This window comes from Dichotomicrobium thermohalophilum (assembly GCF_003550175.1).
GTDB lineage: Bacteria > Pseudomonadota > Alphaproteobacteria > Rhizobiales > Rhodomicrobiaceae > Dichotomicrobium > Dichotomicrobium thermohalophilum.
Genome location: NZ_QXDF01000001.1, coordinates 728,719 through 745,532 on the forward strand (window position 1 = coordinate 728,719; position 16,814 = coordinate 745,532).

15 protein-coding genes are annotated in these 16,814 nt (G+C 64.1%); 5 read left to right on the forward strand and 10 right to left on the reverse strand.

The features are described 5' to 3' along the window. Positions 1 to 8 precede the first annotated feature (8 nt). Complete coding sequence (locus BXY53_RS03355; RefSeq protein ID WP_119060501.1) at positions 9 to 944, reverse strand: LysR substrate-binding domain-containing protein; 936 nt, start codon at positions 942 to 944, stop codon at positions 9 to 11. 182 nt (positions 945 to 1,126) lie between these two features. Here BXY53_RS03355 and phnC point away from each other — a divergent pair, with 182 nt between their 5' ends. From phnC to phnE (BXY53_RS03375), 4 genes are all read left to right on the forward strand, one after another. Continuing rightward, entirely contained in the window at positions 1,127 to 1,948 is an 822-nt protein-coding gene (phnC, locus tag BXY53_RS03360; RefSeq protein ID WP_119060502.1) for a phosphonate ABC transporter ATP-binding protein, read from the forward strand. A gap of 61 nt (positions 1,949 to 2,009) precedes the next feature. Continuing rightward, positions 2,010 to 2,924 carry a phosphonate ABC transporter substrate-binding protein gene (gene phnD, locus BXY53_RS03365; RefSeq protein WP_119061740.1) on the forward strand — a complete coding sequence of 305 codons (915 nt, stop codon included), beginning with the start codon at positions 2,010 to 2,012 and terminating at the stop codon, positions 2,922 to 2,924. 71 nt (positions 2,925 to 2,995) lie between these two features. Further along, a complete protein-coding gene (gene phnE, locus BXY53_RS03370; RefSeq protein ID WP_119060503.1) occupies positions 2,996 to 3,844 on the forward strand; it encodes a phosphonate ABC transporter, permease protein PhnE in 849 nt (282 codons plus the stop codon). Between the two features lie 8 nt (positions 3,845 to 3,852). After that, a complete protein-coding gene (gene phnE / locus BXY53_RS03375; protein WP_119060504.1) occupies positions 3,853 to 5,220 on the forward strand; it encodes a phosphonate ABC transporter, permease protein PhnE in 1,368 nt (455 codons plus the stop codon). 3 nt (positions 5,221 to 5,223) lie between these two features. Here phnE (BXY53_RS03375) and BXY53_RS03380 read toward each other — a convergent pair whose 3' ends face one another. From BXY53_RS03380 to BXY53_RS03390, 3 genes are all read right to left on the reverse strand, one after another. Then, positions 5,224 to 5,910 (reverse strand): zinc metallopeptidase, encoded by a 687-nt coding sequence (locus tag BXY53_RS03380; RefSeq protein WP_342634958.1) that lies wholly within the window; start codon positions 5,908 to 5,910, stop codon positions 5,224 to 5,226. Positions 5,911 to 6,040: 130 nt separating this feature from the next. Then, on the reverse strand, positions 6,041 to 6,313 hold the full coding sequence (locus BXY53_RS03385) for a BQ00720 family protein (protein WP_245410340.1): 273 nt from the start codon (positions 6,311 to 6,313) through the stop codon (positions 6,041 to 6,043). A gap of 151 nt (positions 6,314 to 6,464) precedes the next feature. After that, entirely contained in the window at positions 6,465 to 6,902 is a 438-nt protein-coding gene (locus BXY53_RS03390) for an Hsp20 family protein (protein ID WP_119061743.1), read from the reverse strand. A 243-nt stretch (positions 6,903 to 7,145) separates the two neighbouring features. Here BXY53_RS03390 and ispG point away from each other — a divergent pair, with 243 nt between their 5' ends. Next, positions 7,146 to 8,399 carry a flavodoxin-dependent (E)-4-hydroxy-3-methylbut-2-enyl-diphosphate synthase gene (ispG, locus tag BXY53_RS03395; RefSeq protein ID WP_119060505.1) on the forward strand — a complete coding sequence of 418 codons (1,254 nt, stop codon included), beginning with the start codon at positions 7,146 to 7,148 and terminating at the stop codon, positions 8,397 to 8,399. Between the two features lie 25 nt (positions 8,400 to 8,424). On the opposite strand, the gene BXY53_RS03400 is transcribed toward ispG, so the two are convergent. From BXY53_RS03400 to BXY53_RS03425, 6 genes are all read right to left on the reverse strand, one after another. Further along, the gene (locus BXY53_RS03400) at positions 8,425 to 9,789 is read right to left on the reverse strand and encodes a TRAP transporter large permease (protein ID WP_119060506.1); all 1,365 of its coding nucleotides are present in this window, start codon (positions 9,787 to 9,789) and stop codon (positions 8,425 to 8,427) included. A 41-nt stretch (positions 9,790 to 9,830) separates the two neighbouring features. Then, on the reverse strand, positions 9,831 to 10,430 hold the full coding sequence (locus tag BXY53_RS03405; RefSeq protein ID WP_119060507.1) for a TRAP transporter small permease subunit: 600 nt from the start codon (positions 10,428 to 10,430) through the stop codon (positions 9,831 to 9,833). Between the two features lie 47 nt (positions 10,431 to 10,477). Continuing rightward, a complete protein-coding gene (locus tag BXY53_RS03410; protein WP_119061744.1) occupies positions 10,478 to 11,566 on the reverse strand; it encodes a TRAP transporter substrate-binding protein in 1,089 nt (362 codons plus the stop codon). A 508-nt stretch (positions 11,567 to 12,074) separates the two neighbouring features. Next, on the reverse strand, positions 12,075 to 12,599 hold the full coding sequence (locus tag BXY53_RS03415) for a hypothetical protein (RefSeq protein WP_119060508.1): 525 nt from the start codon (positions 12,597 to 12,599) through the stop codon (positions 12,075 to 12,077). Next, the gene (locus BXY53_RS03420) at positions 12,577 to 14,901 is read right to left on the reverse strand and encodes an efflux RND transporter permease subunit (RefSeq protein ID WP_119060509.1); all 2,325 of its coding nucleotides are present in this window, start codon (positions 14,899 to 14,901) and stop codon (positions 12,577 to 12,579) included. Before BXY53_RS03420 ends, BXY53_RS03415 begins: the two co-directional genes overlap by 23 nt. A 133-nt stretch (positions 14,902 to 15,034) precedes the next feature. Further along, positions 15,035 to 16,804 carry an ABC transporter permease gene (locus BXY53_RS03425; protein ID WP_119060510.1) on the reverse strand — a complete coding sequence of 590 codons (1,770 nt, stop codon included), beginning with the start codon at positions 16,802 to 16,804 and terminating at the stop codon, positions 15,035 to 15,037. Positions 16,805 to 16,814: the final 10 nt, after the last annotated feature.

Here is a 16,814-nt window from a genome sequence, read left to right on the forward strand (position 1 = left end):
GCCTCCTTCTATGTTGATGAAAGCGTCGGTTCGGCATTGTCGAGATCGGCCTGCGCACAGGCGTCGAAGAATGCGTCGATGAGGGGCAGTCCCTCGGTCTCGCTGAGGCCGACGGCATAGACTCCTCCGGCGCTGGTACAGTCGGTGATCTCCAGCGCGGCAAGCCGCGTGTCGCTGCCCATCTCCCCGGAGAGCACGACGCCAACGCCCAGCCCCGCCGCGGCGGCTTCCTTCACGGCCTCTCGCGTGGGCATGACCAGAGGCGCGCGCAAGGTCAGCCCCGCATCCCGGCACGCCGTCTCGACCACCTGCCGAGTCAGCGATCCGTCTTCGCGCAGGATGAGCGTCTGATCTGCCAGCTCAGCCAGCGTGACCGTGCGGCGACGGGCCAACGGCGAGTCTGCGGCTACGCAGAGCAACGGGCGTTGCGGTGCGATCAGTTCCGCGCGGACGCCCTCGGGCACGTCCAGCAGCGTCATCACGCCCACATCGATCTCGCAGGCGGCGATCATCTGCAGCAGTTCCACGGTATTACCCTGCCGCGTGCTGATCTCGACGGCCTTGTGCGCGCTCTTTAGCTGGGCCAGCACCCGCATTGCCACCGATGGCGTTGAAAAGCCCACCTTCAGGCGTCCACGGGCCAGCGCCCCAAGCTCCTGCGCCGTCGCCTCGATGTCGCGCGCCCCGGCCAGGACGGCGCGGGCCTTGTTGTAGATCTCGCGTCCCGACGCGGTCAGCCGAACGCCGTGCGCGCGGTCCAGCAGCCGCAGGCCACAGCTTGCTTCCAGCATCTGCACACGCTGCGAGACGGTTGGTTGGCTCAGGCCCAGCCAGAGGGCCGCGCGCGAAAAGCTGCCCTGTTCGACCACGGCGACGAACGCCTCCAGTTCATTCAACGACAGCTTCACGCGCACCGGCGCGGCTTTGTCTGCGGTGTCGGCCATTTTCGGTCCGTTCGCTTCTCCCTGACGCCTTCATACAGATGGCATCCAAAAATGCAATAACCCGCGCCAAAATTATTGGACAAAGCAATTCGATCGACGGCCGTTGTCGGAAGCCGTTTGTCATAAACCTCTAACACGCCTGTGTTTGATAGGGCGCGAAAGGCAAGTGACGAGGGTCCGTCTTGATCGAATTTCGTAATGTTCGCAAAGAGTTCGGCCAAGTCGTCGCGGTGAAGGACGTTTCCTTCACGATAGACCGGCCGATGATGGTGGGCGTCATCGGACGCTCCGGCGCCGGCAAATCCACGTTTCTACGGATCATCAATCATCTGACACCGGCCACCGCCGGCGAAGTTTTTATCGACGGTCGCAATGTGCTGGCGCTGCGCGGCCGCGCGCTGCGCCGCTGGCAGCGTGACTGCGCCATGATCTTCCAGCAGTTCAATCTCGTTCCGCGGCTTGACGTCATTACCAACGTGATGCTCGGCCGGCTGAACGGTCACGGCACAGTGCGCAGCCTGTTCAACATCTTCGGCCAGCAGGACATCGCCGACGGTCTGGCTGCGCTGGAACGGCTCGGGATCGCCGATCAGGCCATGAAACGCGCCGAAGCGCTATCGGGCGGGCAGCAGCAGCGCGTCGCCATCGCCCGCGCGCTCATGCAGGAGCCGATGCTCGTGCTGGCGGACGAGCCCATCGCCTCGCTTGACCCGCTGAACGCCGAGATCGTGATGAAGGCGCTGCGCGAGATCCATGAGCGCGACGGCAAGACCGTCATCTGCAACCTGCACACGCTCGATACCGCGCGCACCTATTGCGACCGCATCATCGGGATGCGCGAGGGCGAGATCGTGTTCGATGGCACGGCCGATCAGCTCACACAAGGCACGGTGCGCGAGATCTACGGCGCGGACGAAGACCTGAACGAGGCGGCGACCTCGACGAGCTTGGAGATGACCGCCACGGGGGAGACGGAAGAAAGAGCCTCGGCGGCAGCAGGATGACCGTGGCCCCGCACGGGCGCGGTTATGTGCGTGAAGTTGGTGAATATCACGGGAGACGATGATGAAGTTTACGAAACTGGTGCTTGCGGGCGCGGTTGCTGTGGCCGCCTTCGCCGGCGCGGCTCAGGCCCAGGACAAGCAGATCGAGGAGTTCCGCATCGGTCTGCTGGGCGGTGAGAACGCTCAGGATCGCCTGCGCTCGAACGAGTGCCTGCGCGAGAAGGTTGAAGATCTCCTTGGCGTTCCGACCAAGCTGTTCGCCCCGGCCGACTACAACGGCGTGATCGAGGGGCTGCTGGGCGGCAACCTGGACATGGCCTGGCTGGGCGCTTCCGGATACGCGAAGGTCTACCTGGAAGACCCGGACGCGGTTGAGCCCGTGCTGGTGAAGATCAACACCGACGGCAGCTACGGCTATCATTCCTTCGGCTTTGCCCGCCGCGATTCCGGCATCGAAACGCTGGAAGACGCCAAGGGCGCGGATTTCGCGTTTGGCGACCCGAACTCCACCTCGGGCTACCTGATTCCGTCGATCGAGATGCCGGAAGCGCTCGGCATGCCGGTTGAGGAATTCTTCGGCGATGTGTCGTTCTCCGGCGGTCACGAGCAGTCGATCATCGGCGTGTACAACGGTGACATCGACGTCAGCATTTCCTGGGCTGACGGCCTCGGCAACTGGGAAGACGGCTACAATTCCGGCGCGTTCCGCAAAGCGGTCGATGCCGGCCTGGTCGACATGACCGAACTGGTGCAGGTGTGGAAGTCCGAGGTCATTCCGGAGGGGCCGATTGTCGTGCGGAAAGACCTGCCGAGCCGGGTGAAGCTCGATGTGGTGGCCCTCATGGCGTCGCTCGAATCGATGGACCCGGAATGCGCCTACGGCGTGATGGCCGGCGAGATCAAGGGCATGGCTCCCATTGATCACAGCGCCTACACCTCGATCGTCGAGGCGCGCAGGCGCACCATCGGCGAGTAATCCGGCTCTTTGGGACAAGGTTCCGGCGGCGCGCCCGCGCCCCGGAGCCGCTTTTATTGAGGATCCCGCCCATGTCGGTCGCCGCGCTCGAAACCCAGATCATTGCGCTTGAACGCCAGCGCCGGCTTTATTCCGGGCTGCTGGTCCTCATCATTGTCCTGATCCTGGTCGCCGGCTATGCGGAAGCCGAAAGCCTCAACTCCGGCAGTTTCTGGCTGGGTCTTCAGAAATTTTTCGACTACCCCGGTGCTATCGTCAGCAAGGCCATCGAGGCGGGCTGGGGCTTTTTTGCCATCGTCCTCGAATTTGTGCCGGCGCTGATCGAGACGATCAATATCGCGCTGGTCTCCACGCTGATCGGCGGGGCGCTCGCCGTGGTGCTCGCCTTCGCCAGCACCCGGATGCTGGATGTCTGGCCGCCCCTGATCCCGATCACGAGGCGCCTGATGGACATCATGCGCGCCTTCCCGGAACTGATCATCGCGCTGTTCCTCATTTACGTTCTTGGCGGCGGGCCGGTCCCGGCGATGATCGCGGTGGCGTTTCACACCGCCGGCGCGCTGGGCAAGCTGTTCTCCGAGGTTAACGAGAACATCGACCAGAAGCCGATCGAAGGGCTGCGCTCGGTCGGCGCGAACTGGGTTGAGCGGATGCGTTTTGGCGCGCTGCCGCAGGTGCTGCCGAACTATCTGAGCTATCTGCTGCTGCGCCTGGAGATCAACGTGCGCGCCTCGGCCATTCTCGGCTACGTCGGCGCGGGCGGCATCGGCGTGGAGCTGCGCCGCACCATCGGATGGGGCCGAGGCGCCGGTGATGAGACCGCGGCAATCTTCCTGCTGTTGTTCCTGACCATCATGGCGGTGGATCAGCTTTCCTCCTTCCTGCGGCTGCGGCTGACGCGCCCGATCGGAACGGATTAGGAGAGGCGATGTCGGTCACGACGGACACGGCAGGCGCGGACGAGCAGCTGCGAAAGCGTGTCGGCAATCAGGTCAACCGGCGAAAATGGTTGATCCTCGGGACGCTCGCGGCCGTCTTCGCCTACTTCGTTTATGCTTGGGACGCGTTCGAGATTTCCGAGCTGATCGAGGAGGTGCGCCCGCGCAACGCTGTGCTGCTGGGCACGGATGCGGTCATGCACAAGGTTCATGTGCTCCGCAGCAGCCGCACCGGAGAGCTGGAGATCGCCGTTGAGGGCGAGCGGACGGCGACCTATAGCGAGCCGCCGGAATGGGTCGTGCTGGGCGATGACCGAGCCGGGATCGACCTGGGGGAAGGCTATCGCGCCGAAATCGAGGGGCCGCAGGTGTCGCTGTTCGCGCCCGGTTATGGCGAGATCACCGCCAGAGCGACCGAAGACGGCGTCACGGCGGAACTGCCGCCCGGGCCGCTGCCGGACTGGGCGAAGGTTGCGGATTACAAGGTGGATTTGCGCCCGACGATCGACCGGCGCGTGCAGATCACGCGCTCGAAGATCGAGGTGCACCGCTATTTCTTCGGCTGGGAGAATTTCTGGTTCCCGTTCCGATCGGAGTTGAACGCCTATTCCTGGGGCGAGCTGGCGTCGCTGGCGATGAGCGGCGAACGGCTGAACCCGGAGATGCCGAACTGGCAATACATCTTCCAGACGTTCTGGGAGAACCCGGACTGGCAGCATCGGCGCGTCTTCATCGCGCTTTGGGAGACGTTGCTGATGGCCGTGCTGGGCACGCTGACCGCCGCGCTCATGGCGCTGATGCTGTCGATGCTGGCGGCGGCGAATTTTTCGCCCTCGCGGGTGCTGCGGTTCTTCGTGCGCCGCCTGTTCGATTTTCTGCGCGGGATCGACATGCTGATCTGGTCGCTGATCTTCATCCGCGCCTTCGGCCTCGGCCCGCTGACCGGCGCGCTGGCGATCGCCTTTACCGACACCGGCTCGCTCGGCAAACTGTTTTCGGAGGCGCTGGAGAATGTCGAGAAAAACCAGATCGAGGGTGTCCGCGCGACCGGCGCCAATTCGCTCCAGCGCTACCGCTTTGGTATTATCCCGCAGATCCTGCCGGTATTCCTGTCGCAGACGATCTATTTCCTGGAATCGAACACGCGCTCGGCCACGGTGATTGGCGCGCTCGGCGCGGGTGGCATCGGCCTTTTGCTCGTGGAGACGATGAACACACAGCGCGACTGGGAGAACGTGGCCTACCTGATCGTGCTGACGATCCTGCTCGTTATCGCGATGGATTCGCTGTCGGGCTATCTGCGCCGGCGGCTGATCAAGGGCGGCGATGACCCGCGGCTGGCCCCGCGCGCGATCTGATGCTCAGAACCGCAGCACGCGCATCCACCGAGCGATATTGATCAAGCTGACGAGAGCGCCGGCCACGTAGGTCAGCGCGGCGGCGCGGAGAATGCCGCGCGCGGCAGGCATGTCACGTTCGGGAATATACTGGCCGGCGCGCAGGACGGGCAGCGCCCGCTTGAAGCTGGCGTCAAACTCAACCGGCAGCGTTGTTACGTGGATCAGGACAGTGTAGGCGAGCAGCGCCAGCCCCGCGGCCATCTGGAAGAGCATGCCGGCCGGATGCTTGATGACGACGGCCATGATCGGCGCGGCGACCATCACGAAAGCGCCGACGCGCTCAACGACCGCGCCCGTCTTCGCAAGCCGCGTGCGCGCCACCAGCGGCGGATAGTTGGTGGCGTCCTGCATGGCGTGGCCGACCTCGTGCGCGGCCACCGTCACCGCCGTCAGCGAGCGGCCCGCGAAATTGTTCGGGGTCAGTCGGACGACCTTGGCCTCGGGGTCGTAGTGATCCCCGATATCGGTCTCCTCGACGCGAACCTCGCGAAGGTTCATCTGATCGAGAAGATGCCGCGCGAACTGCCCGCCGGTGCCGGGGAAGTCGGGCCGGTCGCCACTATGCCGCGACATGACCGCGCGAACCCATAGCTGAGGCAGCGTGGCCAGCGCCAGCAGAAGGATCAGCGCGAGGACTGCAACGATCACCGCTGTCTGGCTCCCCCGCTGTCAGTCTTTGCGTCTACAGGGCGTTGAAAACAAAGGCCATGTCGGGCGCGAGGCGCCCAGACCGGCCGGGTTTGGCGGCGAAGCGGAGCGCGATGCTCCGCCCGCGGCACTAATGTAGGCTCACGACCCGCAGTTCCTGCTCCTTGGCGTTCGCCACGGCGCCGGGATGGCTATCGGACAGCGCGATCGGCGTGCCGTCCGCTGCATGGACGGCGTAAAGGTCGACGCCTTCCGGCACGTCCTCAAGCTGCGGAAACAGCTTCTTCATCTCCTTGGCCTTGACCGCCTTGATGTAGGCGATCTCACCACCGCCGAGGACTGCGAATTCCTGGGCGCTCATGGCCCGGTCACGCGTTTCGCTTTCCTTCAGATGGTTCGCCATAGCAATTATCCTCCTTCATAGCCGGAGCGCATGGTCCCTCTTGGCGGCGGCCTGTGCCGCCCAGGGCCCCTCGGCTATTCCCGGGTTGTCCGAGTATAGCCGGATTCCGTCGCGTTGGCGGTGCGTTTGGGCAACGCTTTGCGCGACACCGTCATCGCGCCTGTCCTGGCGTCTCGATCGGGATGCTTTGCGCCGTGGTTTCCACGTTCGGTCGGACCAGTTCGATCGACAGCAGCCCGTTCTGCAGGACGGCGCGCCGAACCTCGATCCCCGCTGCAAGGACGAAATGGCGGCGAAACTGCCGCGCGGCAATGCCCCTGTGCAGGAACGTCTTGTCAGACTCTTCGGTCTGCGCGCCCGCAACAGTAAGCCGGTTGCCCTGCAGCGTGATGTCGAGCTGCTCGGGCGTGAACCCGGCAACGGCGAGCGTGATGCGGATGAAGTCGTCGCCGCTTTCGCCGTCCTTTCTGTGTTCGACGTTGTAAGGCGGGTATCCTTCGCTCCCCCCTTTCGGCTGACGGCTGATGACCTGATCCAGTTCATCGAACCCCAGGTACAGCGCGCTGCCGAACACCGACATACGCGACATATGAAAGCCCTCTGAGTCGTCAGCGACCATGCGCTTCGGTCGCAAGAACGCCGCTATTTGCGCACGTTCTGCCGGTCCATTATGGCACCGGCTTCACTTCGAGATATGGGCGTAACAGCAAAGGTTTCAAGTTGACCGGGACCGCGGCGATTCCGGTCCGAAACGCGTTGCGAATGGCCGGCCGGACGCCTATTGTCCATGCGGGAGTGAGGGTTTTTTTCCAGCTTATTCGAGGGTCGACCTATGGCTTATGGACCGGCACCGAGGCACCAGACTGTCCCCGTCAATGTCGGCGGCGTGACGGTGGGCGGCGGCGCGCCGATCGTCGTGCAATCCATGACGAACACCGACACCGCTGATGTGCAGAGTACGGTTGATCAGGTTGCCGAACTGGCGCGGGCCGGGTCCGAAGTGGTGCGCATCACGGTCGACCGGGACGAGGCGGCGGCGGCGGTGCCGCATATCCGCGACCGCCTGGCGGCGCGCGGCGTAAACGTGCCACTCGTTGGCGACTTTCACTACATCGGCCACAAGCTGCTCGCCGATCATCCAGCTTGCGCCGAGGCACTGGACAAGTACCGCATCAACCCGGGCAATGTCGGCTTCAAGGACAAGCGCGACAAGCAGTTTTCCCAGATCATCGAAATGGCGCTGCGCTACGACAAGCCGGTGCGCATCGGCGTGAACTGGGGCAGCCTTGATCAGGAGCTTCTAACCCGGCTGATGGACGAGAACGCAGAGGCCGAGGAGCCGCTGTCGGCGCAGGGCGTGCTCCACGAGGCGATGGTGCAGTCTGGTCTGCTCTCGGCCGAGCGTGCCCAGGACCTGGGAATGGGGGCGGACAAGATCGTGCTGTCCGCCAAGGTCAGCCAGGTGCAGGACCTGGTCGCCGTCTATACGATGCTGGCCGAGCGCAGCAATTACGCGCTGCATCTGGGCCTGACCGAGGCCGGCATGGGGTCGAAAGGCATCGTGGCTTCGACAGCGGGGATCGGCGTTCTGCTTCAGCAGGGCATCGGCGACACCATCCGCGTCTCGCTGACACCCGCGCCGGGGGAGGCGCGCACGCGCGAGGTCGAGGTGGCGCAGCAGATCCTTCAGGTCATGGGCCTGCGCACCTTCGTGCCAGTGGTGGCGGCGTGTCCGGGCTGCGGGCGGACGACCAGCACGCTGTTCCAGGAGCTGGCGCGCGACATTCAGGACCATCTGAATGCGTCGATGCCGGAGTGGCGCGAGCGGTATCCGGGCGTGGAGACGCTCAACGTCGCGGTCATGGGGTGCATCGTGAACGGTCCCGGGGAGTCGAAGCATGCTGATATCGGCATCAGCCTGCCGGGCACCGGAGAAAGCCCCGCCGCGCCGGTTTTCGTCGACGGCAAGAAGGTCGCCACGCTGCGCGGGCCGAACATCGCCGACGACTTCAAGGCGATGGTTGCCGACTATATCGAGCAGCGCTTCGGCCAGGGCGGGCAGGACGAAACGAAACGCTCCGCCTGAGCCGGCGGTCGCGGAACGTCGCCCTTTACTGGAAGCTGACGCTCGGCAGCCAAGTCACGATGCCCGGGAACGAGAACACGAGCGCAAGCCCGATCAACTGAAGGATGATGAAGGGCACCACGCCCTTGTAGATGTCCGTCACCTTGATCTCCGGCGGCGCCACCCCCTTGATGTAGAACAGCGCGAAGCCCACCGGCGGCGTCAGGAACGAGGTCTGCAGGCAGACCGCGAACAGGATCGTGAACCACACAAGGTCGAAGCCCAGGCTCTGCACCACCGGCGCGACGAGCGGCAGGATGATCAGTGTGATCTCCACCCAGTCGAGGAAGAAGCCGAGCAGGAACACCACGAGCAGGATCACCATCAGGATGCCTGTAGGTTCCAGCGGCAGGCCAAGCAGGGCATCCTCGATCACACGGTCGCCCCCCAGCCCGCGCAGCACCACGGCAAACGCCGTCGCGCCGACAAAGATCGCGAAGATGAACGCGGTTGTGCGCGTCGTCTGCTTGAGGGAATCCTTGAGCACCTTGAAGGTCAGCCGCCGGTTCATGGCGGCAAGTAGCATGGCGCCGGCCGCGCCAACGCCCGAGGCTTCGGTCGGCGTAGCGAAACCAAAGAAAATCGAGCCGAGCACGGCGAGGATCAGCGCCGCGGTCGGCACCACCGCCTTGATCACGTTCCAGATGACCTCTGGCGTGATCTTGGGCAGATCCTCGGGTAGCGGCGCGCTACGTGGGCTGAGGAAGGCCAGCCCAAGGACATAGGCGACATACATCGCGCCGAGCATCAGGCCCGGGAACAGCGCGCCGAGGAACAGGTCGCCCACTGAAGCATCCGGCGTCGCCAGCCGGTCGGCCATCAGCACCAGCATGATCGACGGCGGGATTAATATGCCCAAGGTTCCGGTCGCGCAGGACGTGCCGACCGCGAGCGCCTTGGAATAATTGTGCTTCATCATCACCGGCAGCGACAGCATACCGAGCAGCACCACCGACGCGCCGATGATGCCCGTGGTCGCGGCCAGCAGCACCCCGATCACGATCACCGTGACCGCGAAGCCGCCGCGCACCGCGCCGAACAGCTTGACCATGTTGGTCATCAGCCTCTCGGCCACGCCTGACTGGTCAAGCATGATTCCCATGAAGATGAACATGGGCAGGGCCACCAGCGTGATGTTGTCGACCAGGGACCAGATGCGCTCGGCCAGCAGGCCCAGCGAGCTACCGTAGTCGAACCAGAGATCAGCGCCGAAGTAGTCAACCGCGATCAGGCCAACCGCCGTCCAGATGACGGAGGTTCCTGCCAGAACCCAGGCCACGGGAAAGCCGGTGAACAGCAGCACGCCGAAGGTGGCGAACATGCCGATGACGAAATATTCCTCCAACCCCACCGCTGGGTTCCTCCCTCAAGGCGATACTTTTCGTCGTCTCGTCAGCGTGTGTTGTCTTGTCGTCTTGGCCGCGGCCAGCCGAACAGCAGCGTCGTGCATTTCAGCAGCCGCGAAAGGGCCGCCAGCAGCAGCAATCCGAAGGCGAGCGGCAGGAAGAACTTGAGCGCCCAGCGCGCGGGCAGACCGGCGGGCGCCTGGGACTCCTCGCCCTGCAGGAATGAGCTCCAGAAATAGGGGATCATGCTGTCCTGAGCGATAATCAGGAACGGAATGAGCAGGAGCAGGAGTCCGAGCATCTCGACCCAGGCCTGCGTGCGCAGCGAGAAGTGCTCATGCAGCACGTCGACGCGGACGTGATCGTCGCTGACGAGCGTGTAAGACAGCCCGATCAGCCAAGCCGCGCCGGCGAGATGCCACTCGATCTCCTCGAGCATGACCGAGCCCTGACCAAAGGCGTATCGGCCGATAACGGCGTAGAGGATCACCCCGACGACCACGACCCAGAGCCACGAGAACAGAAATCCGACGCGGTCGATCACGGTGTCGATCGCGCCGGATATCGGGTTACTCGGGAATTCCGTGTGGTGGGCCGGGACCCCACCGTGCGGCGGCGGAGTGGACGGATCCTGCTGTTCAGACATCACGACCTCCTTGTCCGCCGCCGCTGAGAGTCAGGCGGCGTTGCCGCTTATTGTTCTTCGCCCAGATCAGCCGGCAGATAGGCCCGCTTGTCCCAGACCTTGTAGGCTTCCTGGAATTCGCGCTGGGATTCGTAAACGCGCTTGAAGTCGGCGTCCTTTTCGGCCTCCTCCTGCAACACCTCGCGCGTGACCTCCTGCAGTTTCACGAGAATGTCGCGCGGGATCTGATCGGCCTGAACGCCTTTCTCCTGGAAGTTCTGCAGCACCGTGCCGTTCTTGTACTCACCTTCCGTGAGCCCCATCATCGTGGCGGCCGTGCAGGTCGTCTCGATCAGGGCTTTCTGTTGATCCGTCGCGGCATTCCACTCATCCTTGTTGATGAGCATGTACTGCGCCGTGAACGGCTGGTGCCAGCCAGGGAACAAGTTGTACTTCACGACGTCGTTGAAGCCCAGGATCTGGTCGATCGCCGGCATGGAGAACTCGGTCGCGTCGATCGTGCCGGTCTGAAGCGCCTGATAGAGCTCGCCGCCGGGCATCATGGTCACGGACGCCCCCAGCTTCTCCAGAACCTTGCCGCCAAGGCCCGCGAAGCGGATCTTCATGCCCTTGTAGTCTTCCAGGCTGGTGATCGGCTCGGAATACCAGCCAGCCGTCTCCGGGCCGATGACGCCGCACAGGCGGGCATATACGTTGAAGCCTTTGTTGGCGTAAACTTCCTGCAGCATGTCATGGCCGCCGCCCCAATAATACCAGGAGGCGAACGCCCATGGCTTCAGGCCGAACGGCACGGCGGCAAACAGCGGCACGGCTGGCACCTTGCCCTGGTCATAACCGATCCAGGTGTAGCCCGCAGCGACCTTGCCGTCGGACACGGCCTGCAGGATGTCGAACGGCGGAACCAGCTTGCCGGGTTCGAACACGCGGACCTGAACGTCACCGCCGCTCGCCGCGTCGAGCTGTTTGGCGACATACTGTGAGGGCGAGCCGAGCCCTGGCAGCTTGGACGCGAAGGCAATAGGCATTTTCCAGCGGATCGGGTCGGCGGCCGCATGATCCATGGCTGCGCCGGACACAATCGCGCCGCCGAGCGCGAGCGCGCCCGCAGCATGTTTCAACCGTCTCGCAAAACTCATCAACAGTCCTCCCAAAGCGTTGCCGCGCGACATGCCGGGCGGAAGAACATCTCCTTTCCGCTGTGCAGCGTGTCACGTCCCGTAGCGTTTAACGGGCGTTAGCAGGCTATGGCACAGGCCTCGGAATCGCAAGCTATGTCTGGCCTTTGGCGAGGTTCTGCTTGGTCAAATCACAGAAGAATGCTGCAGTGCGCGGCTATGTTGCAGCGCAGCACACGTTTAACTGGAAAGAGATGGAATTTTTCTCTTAGGGTATAGCTTTCTGTCGCTGGAACAACTCGCGACCCATGCAACATCGACAACCAGCGAGGAGGGTTGCATGACTATCGCCAATCAATTGCGGCTTGTCGCCATCGTGGCCGCGTTCGGCTTCGTCGCAGCGGTTCTGATTGGCATGATCTAGCGATGTCGGGCGCGCGCCCGATGGCAATCACCAACACTCACGCACAAAAGGAAACGCCGCGGTGGCCTATCCCCGCGGCGTTTCGACATTCTGCGCGCGGCGGCGCTATTTCCGCAGCGAAATCTGCGCAACCGGCACGTGCCGGCCCTTGGCGGGGTCGAACTGGGAGATCGTCACGGTGTGGCGGCCGCGGCTGGCGAAGTTGACCGAAAGCCGCCCTTCAAAATTCGGCCCCTTGAACGAGGCGCGCAGGCGCTGACCTTCCAGCCGTCCGTTGATGCGCCCGGTGTTGTTTGCGATGTTTTCCGTCCACAAACCGCTGATGGTGTTGCCGTTGCAGCGGACATTGGCGCTCGCCTGGATGCGATAGTCGGTGCCGGCGCAGTTGATGACTTGGCGAAGGCCCTGGCCCCCCCGTGTCTTGGCGTAGCTGATGCGGCAGAGAATGCGCTCGGGCTGCCCGCCGATCGGGGTGACGGTGCCGGTGCCACGCCACTGGCCGTCCAGCCGGTCAATGAGCTGTGCGCCTTCCGAGGTACAGGCGGCCTGAGCGGCGGGCACGCCCACGAAAACCACGGAAACAGCCGCCACAAACACGCCCAGCGCGCTAGAGCGGAACCACGTCATCATCCTCAACACGCCTCCCAACAGGTCTCAACTTGCGCAGCGTCAAAATGATCGCCGGCAGGAACAAAAGGTCCGCTATCAGCGCGGCCACCAGCATCGTCATGGCCAGGCGGCCGAATAGCTGCGTCGGCGGCACGGCCGAGAACACGGTAACGGCCAGGCCCAGGACCAGAACGATCGTCGTGAGCACCAGAACCGGCCCGACGACGAACAGCGTCTGGCGCACCGCCTTCTCCGCCGAATTGGTGCGGCTCTCCTCCACGGCCAGCCGGTTGAGAAAATGGATAGTGTCGTCGACCGCAAGGCCGAAAGCGACCGTGAAGGCGATTACGCTCGAGTATTCCAGTCCTCCGCCAAACGCATATAACACGGCTCCGGTTGCAACCAGAGGAAAAAGGTTTGGCGCAATGCTGATGGCCGCGATGGACATTGACCGGAAGGCCAGCCCGATCATGATGACAACCAACACGATGGCGATGAGAAGACCGTCGTTCAGCTGGCGGATCATGTTGTCGGACTGAAGCGCGGCGACGACGGGCAGACCGGTGACCTCGAAACTCACTCGCGGGAAGGACTGGCGCAGCGTGTCCAGGTCTTCATCGAGCGCGCGGACGATCGGAAGCGTGTCGGACGCGTCGAGATTGACGATCCGCCCCGTGACCAGGGCGGCGTTCTGCTCCGGATTGATGAAGCGGCTGGTGAGATGCTCGGGCAGCATCTCGATATAGGGCCGGAGATACTGGCGGGCGTCCTCGCCGCTGCGCACGAGCCATCGATTCAAGGTATCCAGCGACCAGACATTGCCGACCCTTGATCCGTTTTCCATCACGCGGTGCGCCGCGGCGATGGCACCGAGCACCTCGTTGTCGAACAGCCGCTTGCCATTCTCCCAGCGCACCATGATGTGGACGGGTTGCGCCCCCGTCAGCTTCTGGTCGAGCCGCTCGGCGCCGGCCATCGCTTCCTTGTCCTGCGGGATCTGGTCGCTGAGGCGGTAGCGCGGCTCGAGCTGCAGGTGTGTGGCCAGAAGCGCGACCAGGAGGACGCTGGCCATGGCCGTGAGCTTCACGTGGTGCGGCTCGACCCGCCGTGACAGCCAGAGGCAGAAGCGGTCGACGCGGTGCATCATGCCGAGCCGGCTCACATCTGTCTGGCGGAAGCGTTCCTCGTTGCCGATCAGCAGATAGCTGAGCGACGGCACAACCGCCATAACGACGAAGAAGGCCGACAAAGTCCCCATCGCGGCCGAAACGCCGAAGGTCTGGATGACCGCAGAGTCCGCATAAGTCAGGCTGAGCATCGCCACCGCGGTGGTGATTGAGGTCAGCGCGCAGGCGGGCCCCACTGTCAGCACGGCGTGGCGGATCGCGCCGTATTTGCTGTCGCCGTTGTCCAACCGTCTTCGGACTGAAAAGATCATGTGCATCGCGTCCGAAAACGCGATCACCATGACCAGCGGCGGGATCGTGTTTATGAGACTGTCGAGGTCGATCTGTAGGTGGCCGATGATGCCTAAGGTGACGACCGAGGCGATGATCGGACACAGTGTGGCGATCAGGATCAGCGTCGCGCGCTGGAAAAACAGGATTGCGATCAGCATTCCCAGCAGTACGCCGCCGGAATTGAACAGCAGCCGGTCGGATTCGATCGCCGAGCGCAAGTCGGCCTGCATGACCGGAACGCCCGCCATCGTGACCTGGAGACCGGTCCCGCTCAGGCTTTCGTTGGCGAGCGTCTTGATCTCGTTGACGGCCGCATTGAGCCCGTCCCCGGCGACGGCCGCTTTATCGAGCGAGACGATGAGAATTGTCAGCGGCGCCTGATTGTCCGGGGTGGTCAGCAGCTTGCCATCGAGCAGCGGATGCGTGGTGACCTTCTCCTGTAGGGCGTCGAATGCCTCCCCCCGCGGCATGTTTGCCGGGAACATCGGCGGCGGATAGCCCTCTGCGTCAGGCGCCTGGCGCATGGAGAAGATCGACAGAACACCGTTGACCGCCTCGACGAACTGCAGCTCGAGGTGCAGCATCCGCAGGTCTTCCAGCCGGTCCGGCGTGATCAGGTCCTGCCCCTCCACGATGACGAAAACGTCGAATTCGCTCGTGGGGAAGCGCTCGCTCATCTGCTGGTAGAGCCGGTAGTCCTTGTTGTCGCCGCGGAAGAAGTCGCTGAGGACACCGGTGGCTTCGATACGCCAGACGCCGAGCGCGCAGAAGGCAGTCACCAGGACGAGGGCAAGAGCGGTCACTCGCGGACGCGCCAGCGTCACGAGCCCGAAGCGTTCCAGGCCGAAGCCGTGCTGTCCCATGCGTGCTCCCGTCGCGCCCGCGCGCCGTCTTCTCAAGGGGCGTGCCCTTCGCACAGGATGGTCACAGAAAGGTGAAGTCCACGTTTCCCGATCTAAAGAGCGTCGGAGGCGGCCGTGCAACCAAAAATATGCATTATTCGCCGGGTTTCGGTGTGACTGTGACCGGCGCAGCGCCTTCCATGGCCGGGGCGCCGGCTTCGGCCTCGACCGTCCGGCGATGGCCCGGCCGGCCTCCGGTGATTGCACGGTGGAGGAAGAGGACGGGTAAAAGCCCGATGAGCACGATCATCAGCGCCGCGGGCGCGGCCTCCGAGAACATTGCCAGCGAGGCGTAGGTGTAGACGTGCGTCGACAGCGTGTCGAAGTTGAACGGACGCAGGAGCAGCGTGGCGGGCAGCTCCTTCATGCTGTCGACAAAGACGAGCAGTGCGGCAGCGCCGATCGCCGGGCGCAGCATCCCCAGATGCACGCTCATCAGCATCCGGGCGGGTTTCGCGCCGAGCGCGCGGGCCGCGGCGTCGATATTCGGCGAAATGGTGTGGAAGCCTGACTCCACCGCCCCGAGGGCCACTGCCAGGAAGCGTACGGTGTGCGCCAAGACCAGCGCCGCCAGACTTCCGGTCAGGATCAACCCCGTCGAGATGCCGAAGCTATCCCGCATGAAGGCGTCAACACTGTTATCGAACGCAGCCAGCGGGATCAGCAGACCGATGGCGATCACCGTGCCCGGCATCGCATAGCCAACTCCGGCCAGCCGCGCGGCGACCGTCAGGCTCCGGTTTGGCGCCAGGCGCATTCCGAACATGATGAGCACCACCAGCGTCACGCTCAGGGCCGCGGCACCGACGGCCAGCATCAGGCTGTGTTGCGCTGCGTCCCAGAACGCGGGTGTCATCGTCTGGTCGAGATGGATGAGGGTATCTTGCACCAGCGCCACCATCGGCAGGCCGAAACCGAACAGCACGGGCAGGGCGCAGGCCACCGTTGCCGCCAAGCCTTTCCAGCCGCTCAAGCGCGCCTCGGGCAGGGCGCGATATTTGCCAGTGGTGTGATGGAAATAGCGCTGCCGCCGCGCCGCGCGCTCCGCCCAGAGCAGGAACATCACGATCAGGATCATAACCAGCGAGATCTGCGCCGCGGCGCCCAGGTTGGAGCGCTCCAGCCATGTCGCGTAGATCGTGGCCGTCAGCGTCTGTACGCCGAGATACTGCACGGCGCCGATGTCGTTGAGGCACTCCATAAGCGCGAGCGCCACGCCGATCACGACCGCCGGCCGCGCCATCGGCAGGCCGACCTGCCAGAAGGTGCCGACGCCGGAGCGGCCGAGCGTGCGCGCCACCTCGAGCACGCAGACCGACTGCTGCAGGAAGGTCGCCCGCGCGGTCAGGTAGACATAGGGGTAAAGGACCATCGCGATCACGAAGATCGCGCCTTCCATTGAGCGCATCTCGGGGAACCAGTAGTCCCGCACGCTCTGGACGTCGAGCAGCCAGCGCACCGCGCCCTGCAGCGGGCCGGCATAGTCCATTAACTCGACATAGGTGTAGGCCGCCACGTAAGTCGGGATCGCCAGCGGCAGGACCAGCAGCCAGTCGAGGAGGTTCCGTCCGGGAAAGCGGTACATCGTGACGAGCCACGCTGTCAGCGTGCCCATCGTGGCGGTGAGGAGGCCGACGCCCAGCATCAGCAGGCCCGTCTGGCGCAGCGCCGAGGGCAGGACATTCGTGAAGAGGTGGTGCCAGACGTCGCCGGTGGGTGTCAGAGCGATGACCAGGATCGACAGGATCGGCAAAACGACGATGAGGGCAGCGACGAGAGCCGCGCCCTGCCATGCGCCGACGCCGGAGAACAAGCGCCCGTCCCGAATGTTCGATACCCGCGTTGGGTAGCTATTCACCGCCATCAAATCGTCC

What these genes read in the sequence shown, in the direction of transcription:
- BXY53_RS03355 (WP_119060501.1), bottom strand. Translation starts at nt 944, where the DNA reads ATGGCCGACACCGCAGACAAAGCCGCGCCGGTGCGCGTGAAGCTGTCG.
- phnD (WP_119061740.1), top strand. Translation starts at nt 2,010, where the DNA reads ATGAAGTTTACGAAACTGGTGCTTGCGGGCGCGGTTGCTGTGGCCGCC.
- phnE (WP_119060503.1), top strand. Translation starts at nt 2,996, where the DNA reads ATGTCGGTCGCCGCGCTCGAAACCCAGATCATTGCGCTTGAACGCCAG.
- phnE (WP_119060504.1), top strand. Translation starts at nt 3,853, where the DNA reads ATGTCGGTCACGACGGACACGGCAGGCGCGGACGAGCAGCTGCGAAAG.
- BXY53_RS03385 (WP_245410340.1), bottom strand. Translation starts at nt 6,313, where the DNA reads ATGGCGAACCATCTGAAGGAAAGCGAAACGCGTGACCGGGCCATGAGC.
- BXY53_RS03390 (WP_119061743.1), bottom strand. Translation starts at nt 6,902, where the DNA reads ATGTCGCGTATGTCGGTGTTCGGCAGCGCGCTGTACCTGGGGTTCGAT.
- ispG (WP_119060505.1), top strand. Translation starts at nt 7,146, where the DNA reads ATGGCTTATGGACCGGCACCGAGGCACCAGACTGTCCCCGTCAATGTC.
- BXY53_RS03405 (WP_119060507.1), bottom strand. Translation starts at nt 10,430, where the DNA reads ATGTCTGAACAGCAGGATCCGTCCACTCCGCCGCCGCACGGTGGGGTC.
- BXY53_RS03410 (WP_119061744.1), bottom strand. Translation starts at nt 11,566, where the DNA reads ATGAGTTTTGCGAGACGGTTGAAACATGCTGCGGGCGCGCTCGCGCTC.
- BXY53_RS03415 (WP_119060508.1), bottom strand. Translation starts at nt 12,599, where the DNA reads ATGATGACGTGGTTCCGCTCTAGCGCGCTGGGCGTGTTTGTGGCGGCT.
- BXY53_RS03420 (WP_119060509.1), bottom strand. Translation starts at nt 14,901, where the DNA reads ATGGGACAGCACGGCTTCGGCCTGGAACGCTTCGGGCTCGTGACGCTG.
- BXY53_RS03425 (WP_119060510.1), bottom strand. Translation starts at nt 16,804, where the DNA reads ATGGCGGTGAATAGCTACCCAACGCGGGTATCGAACATTCGGGACGGG.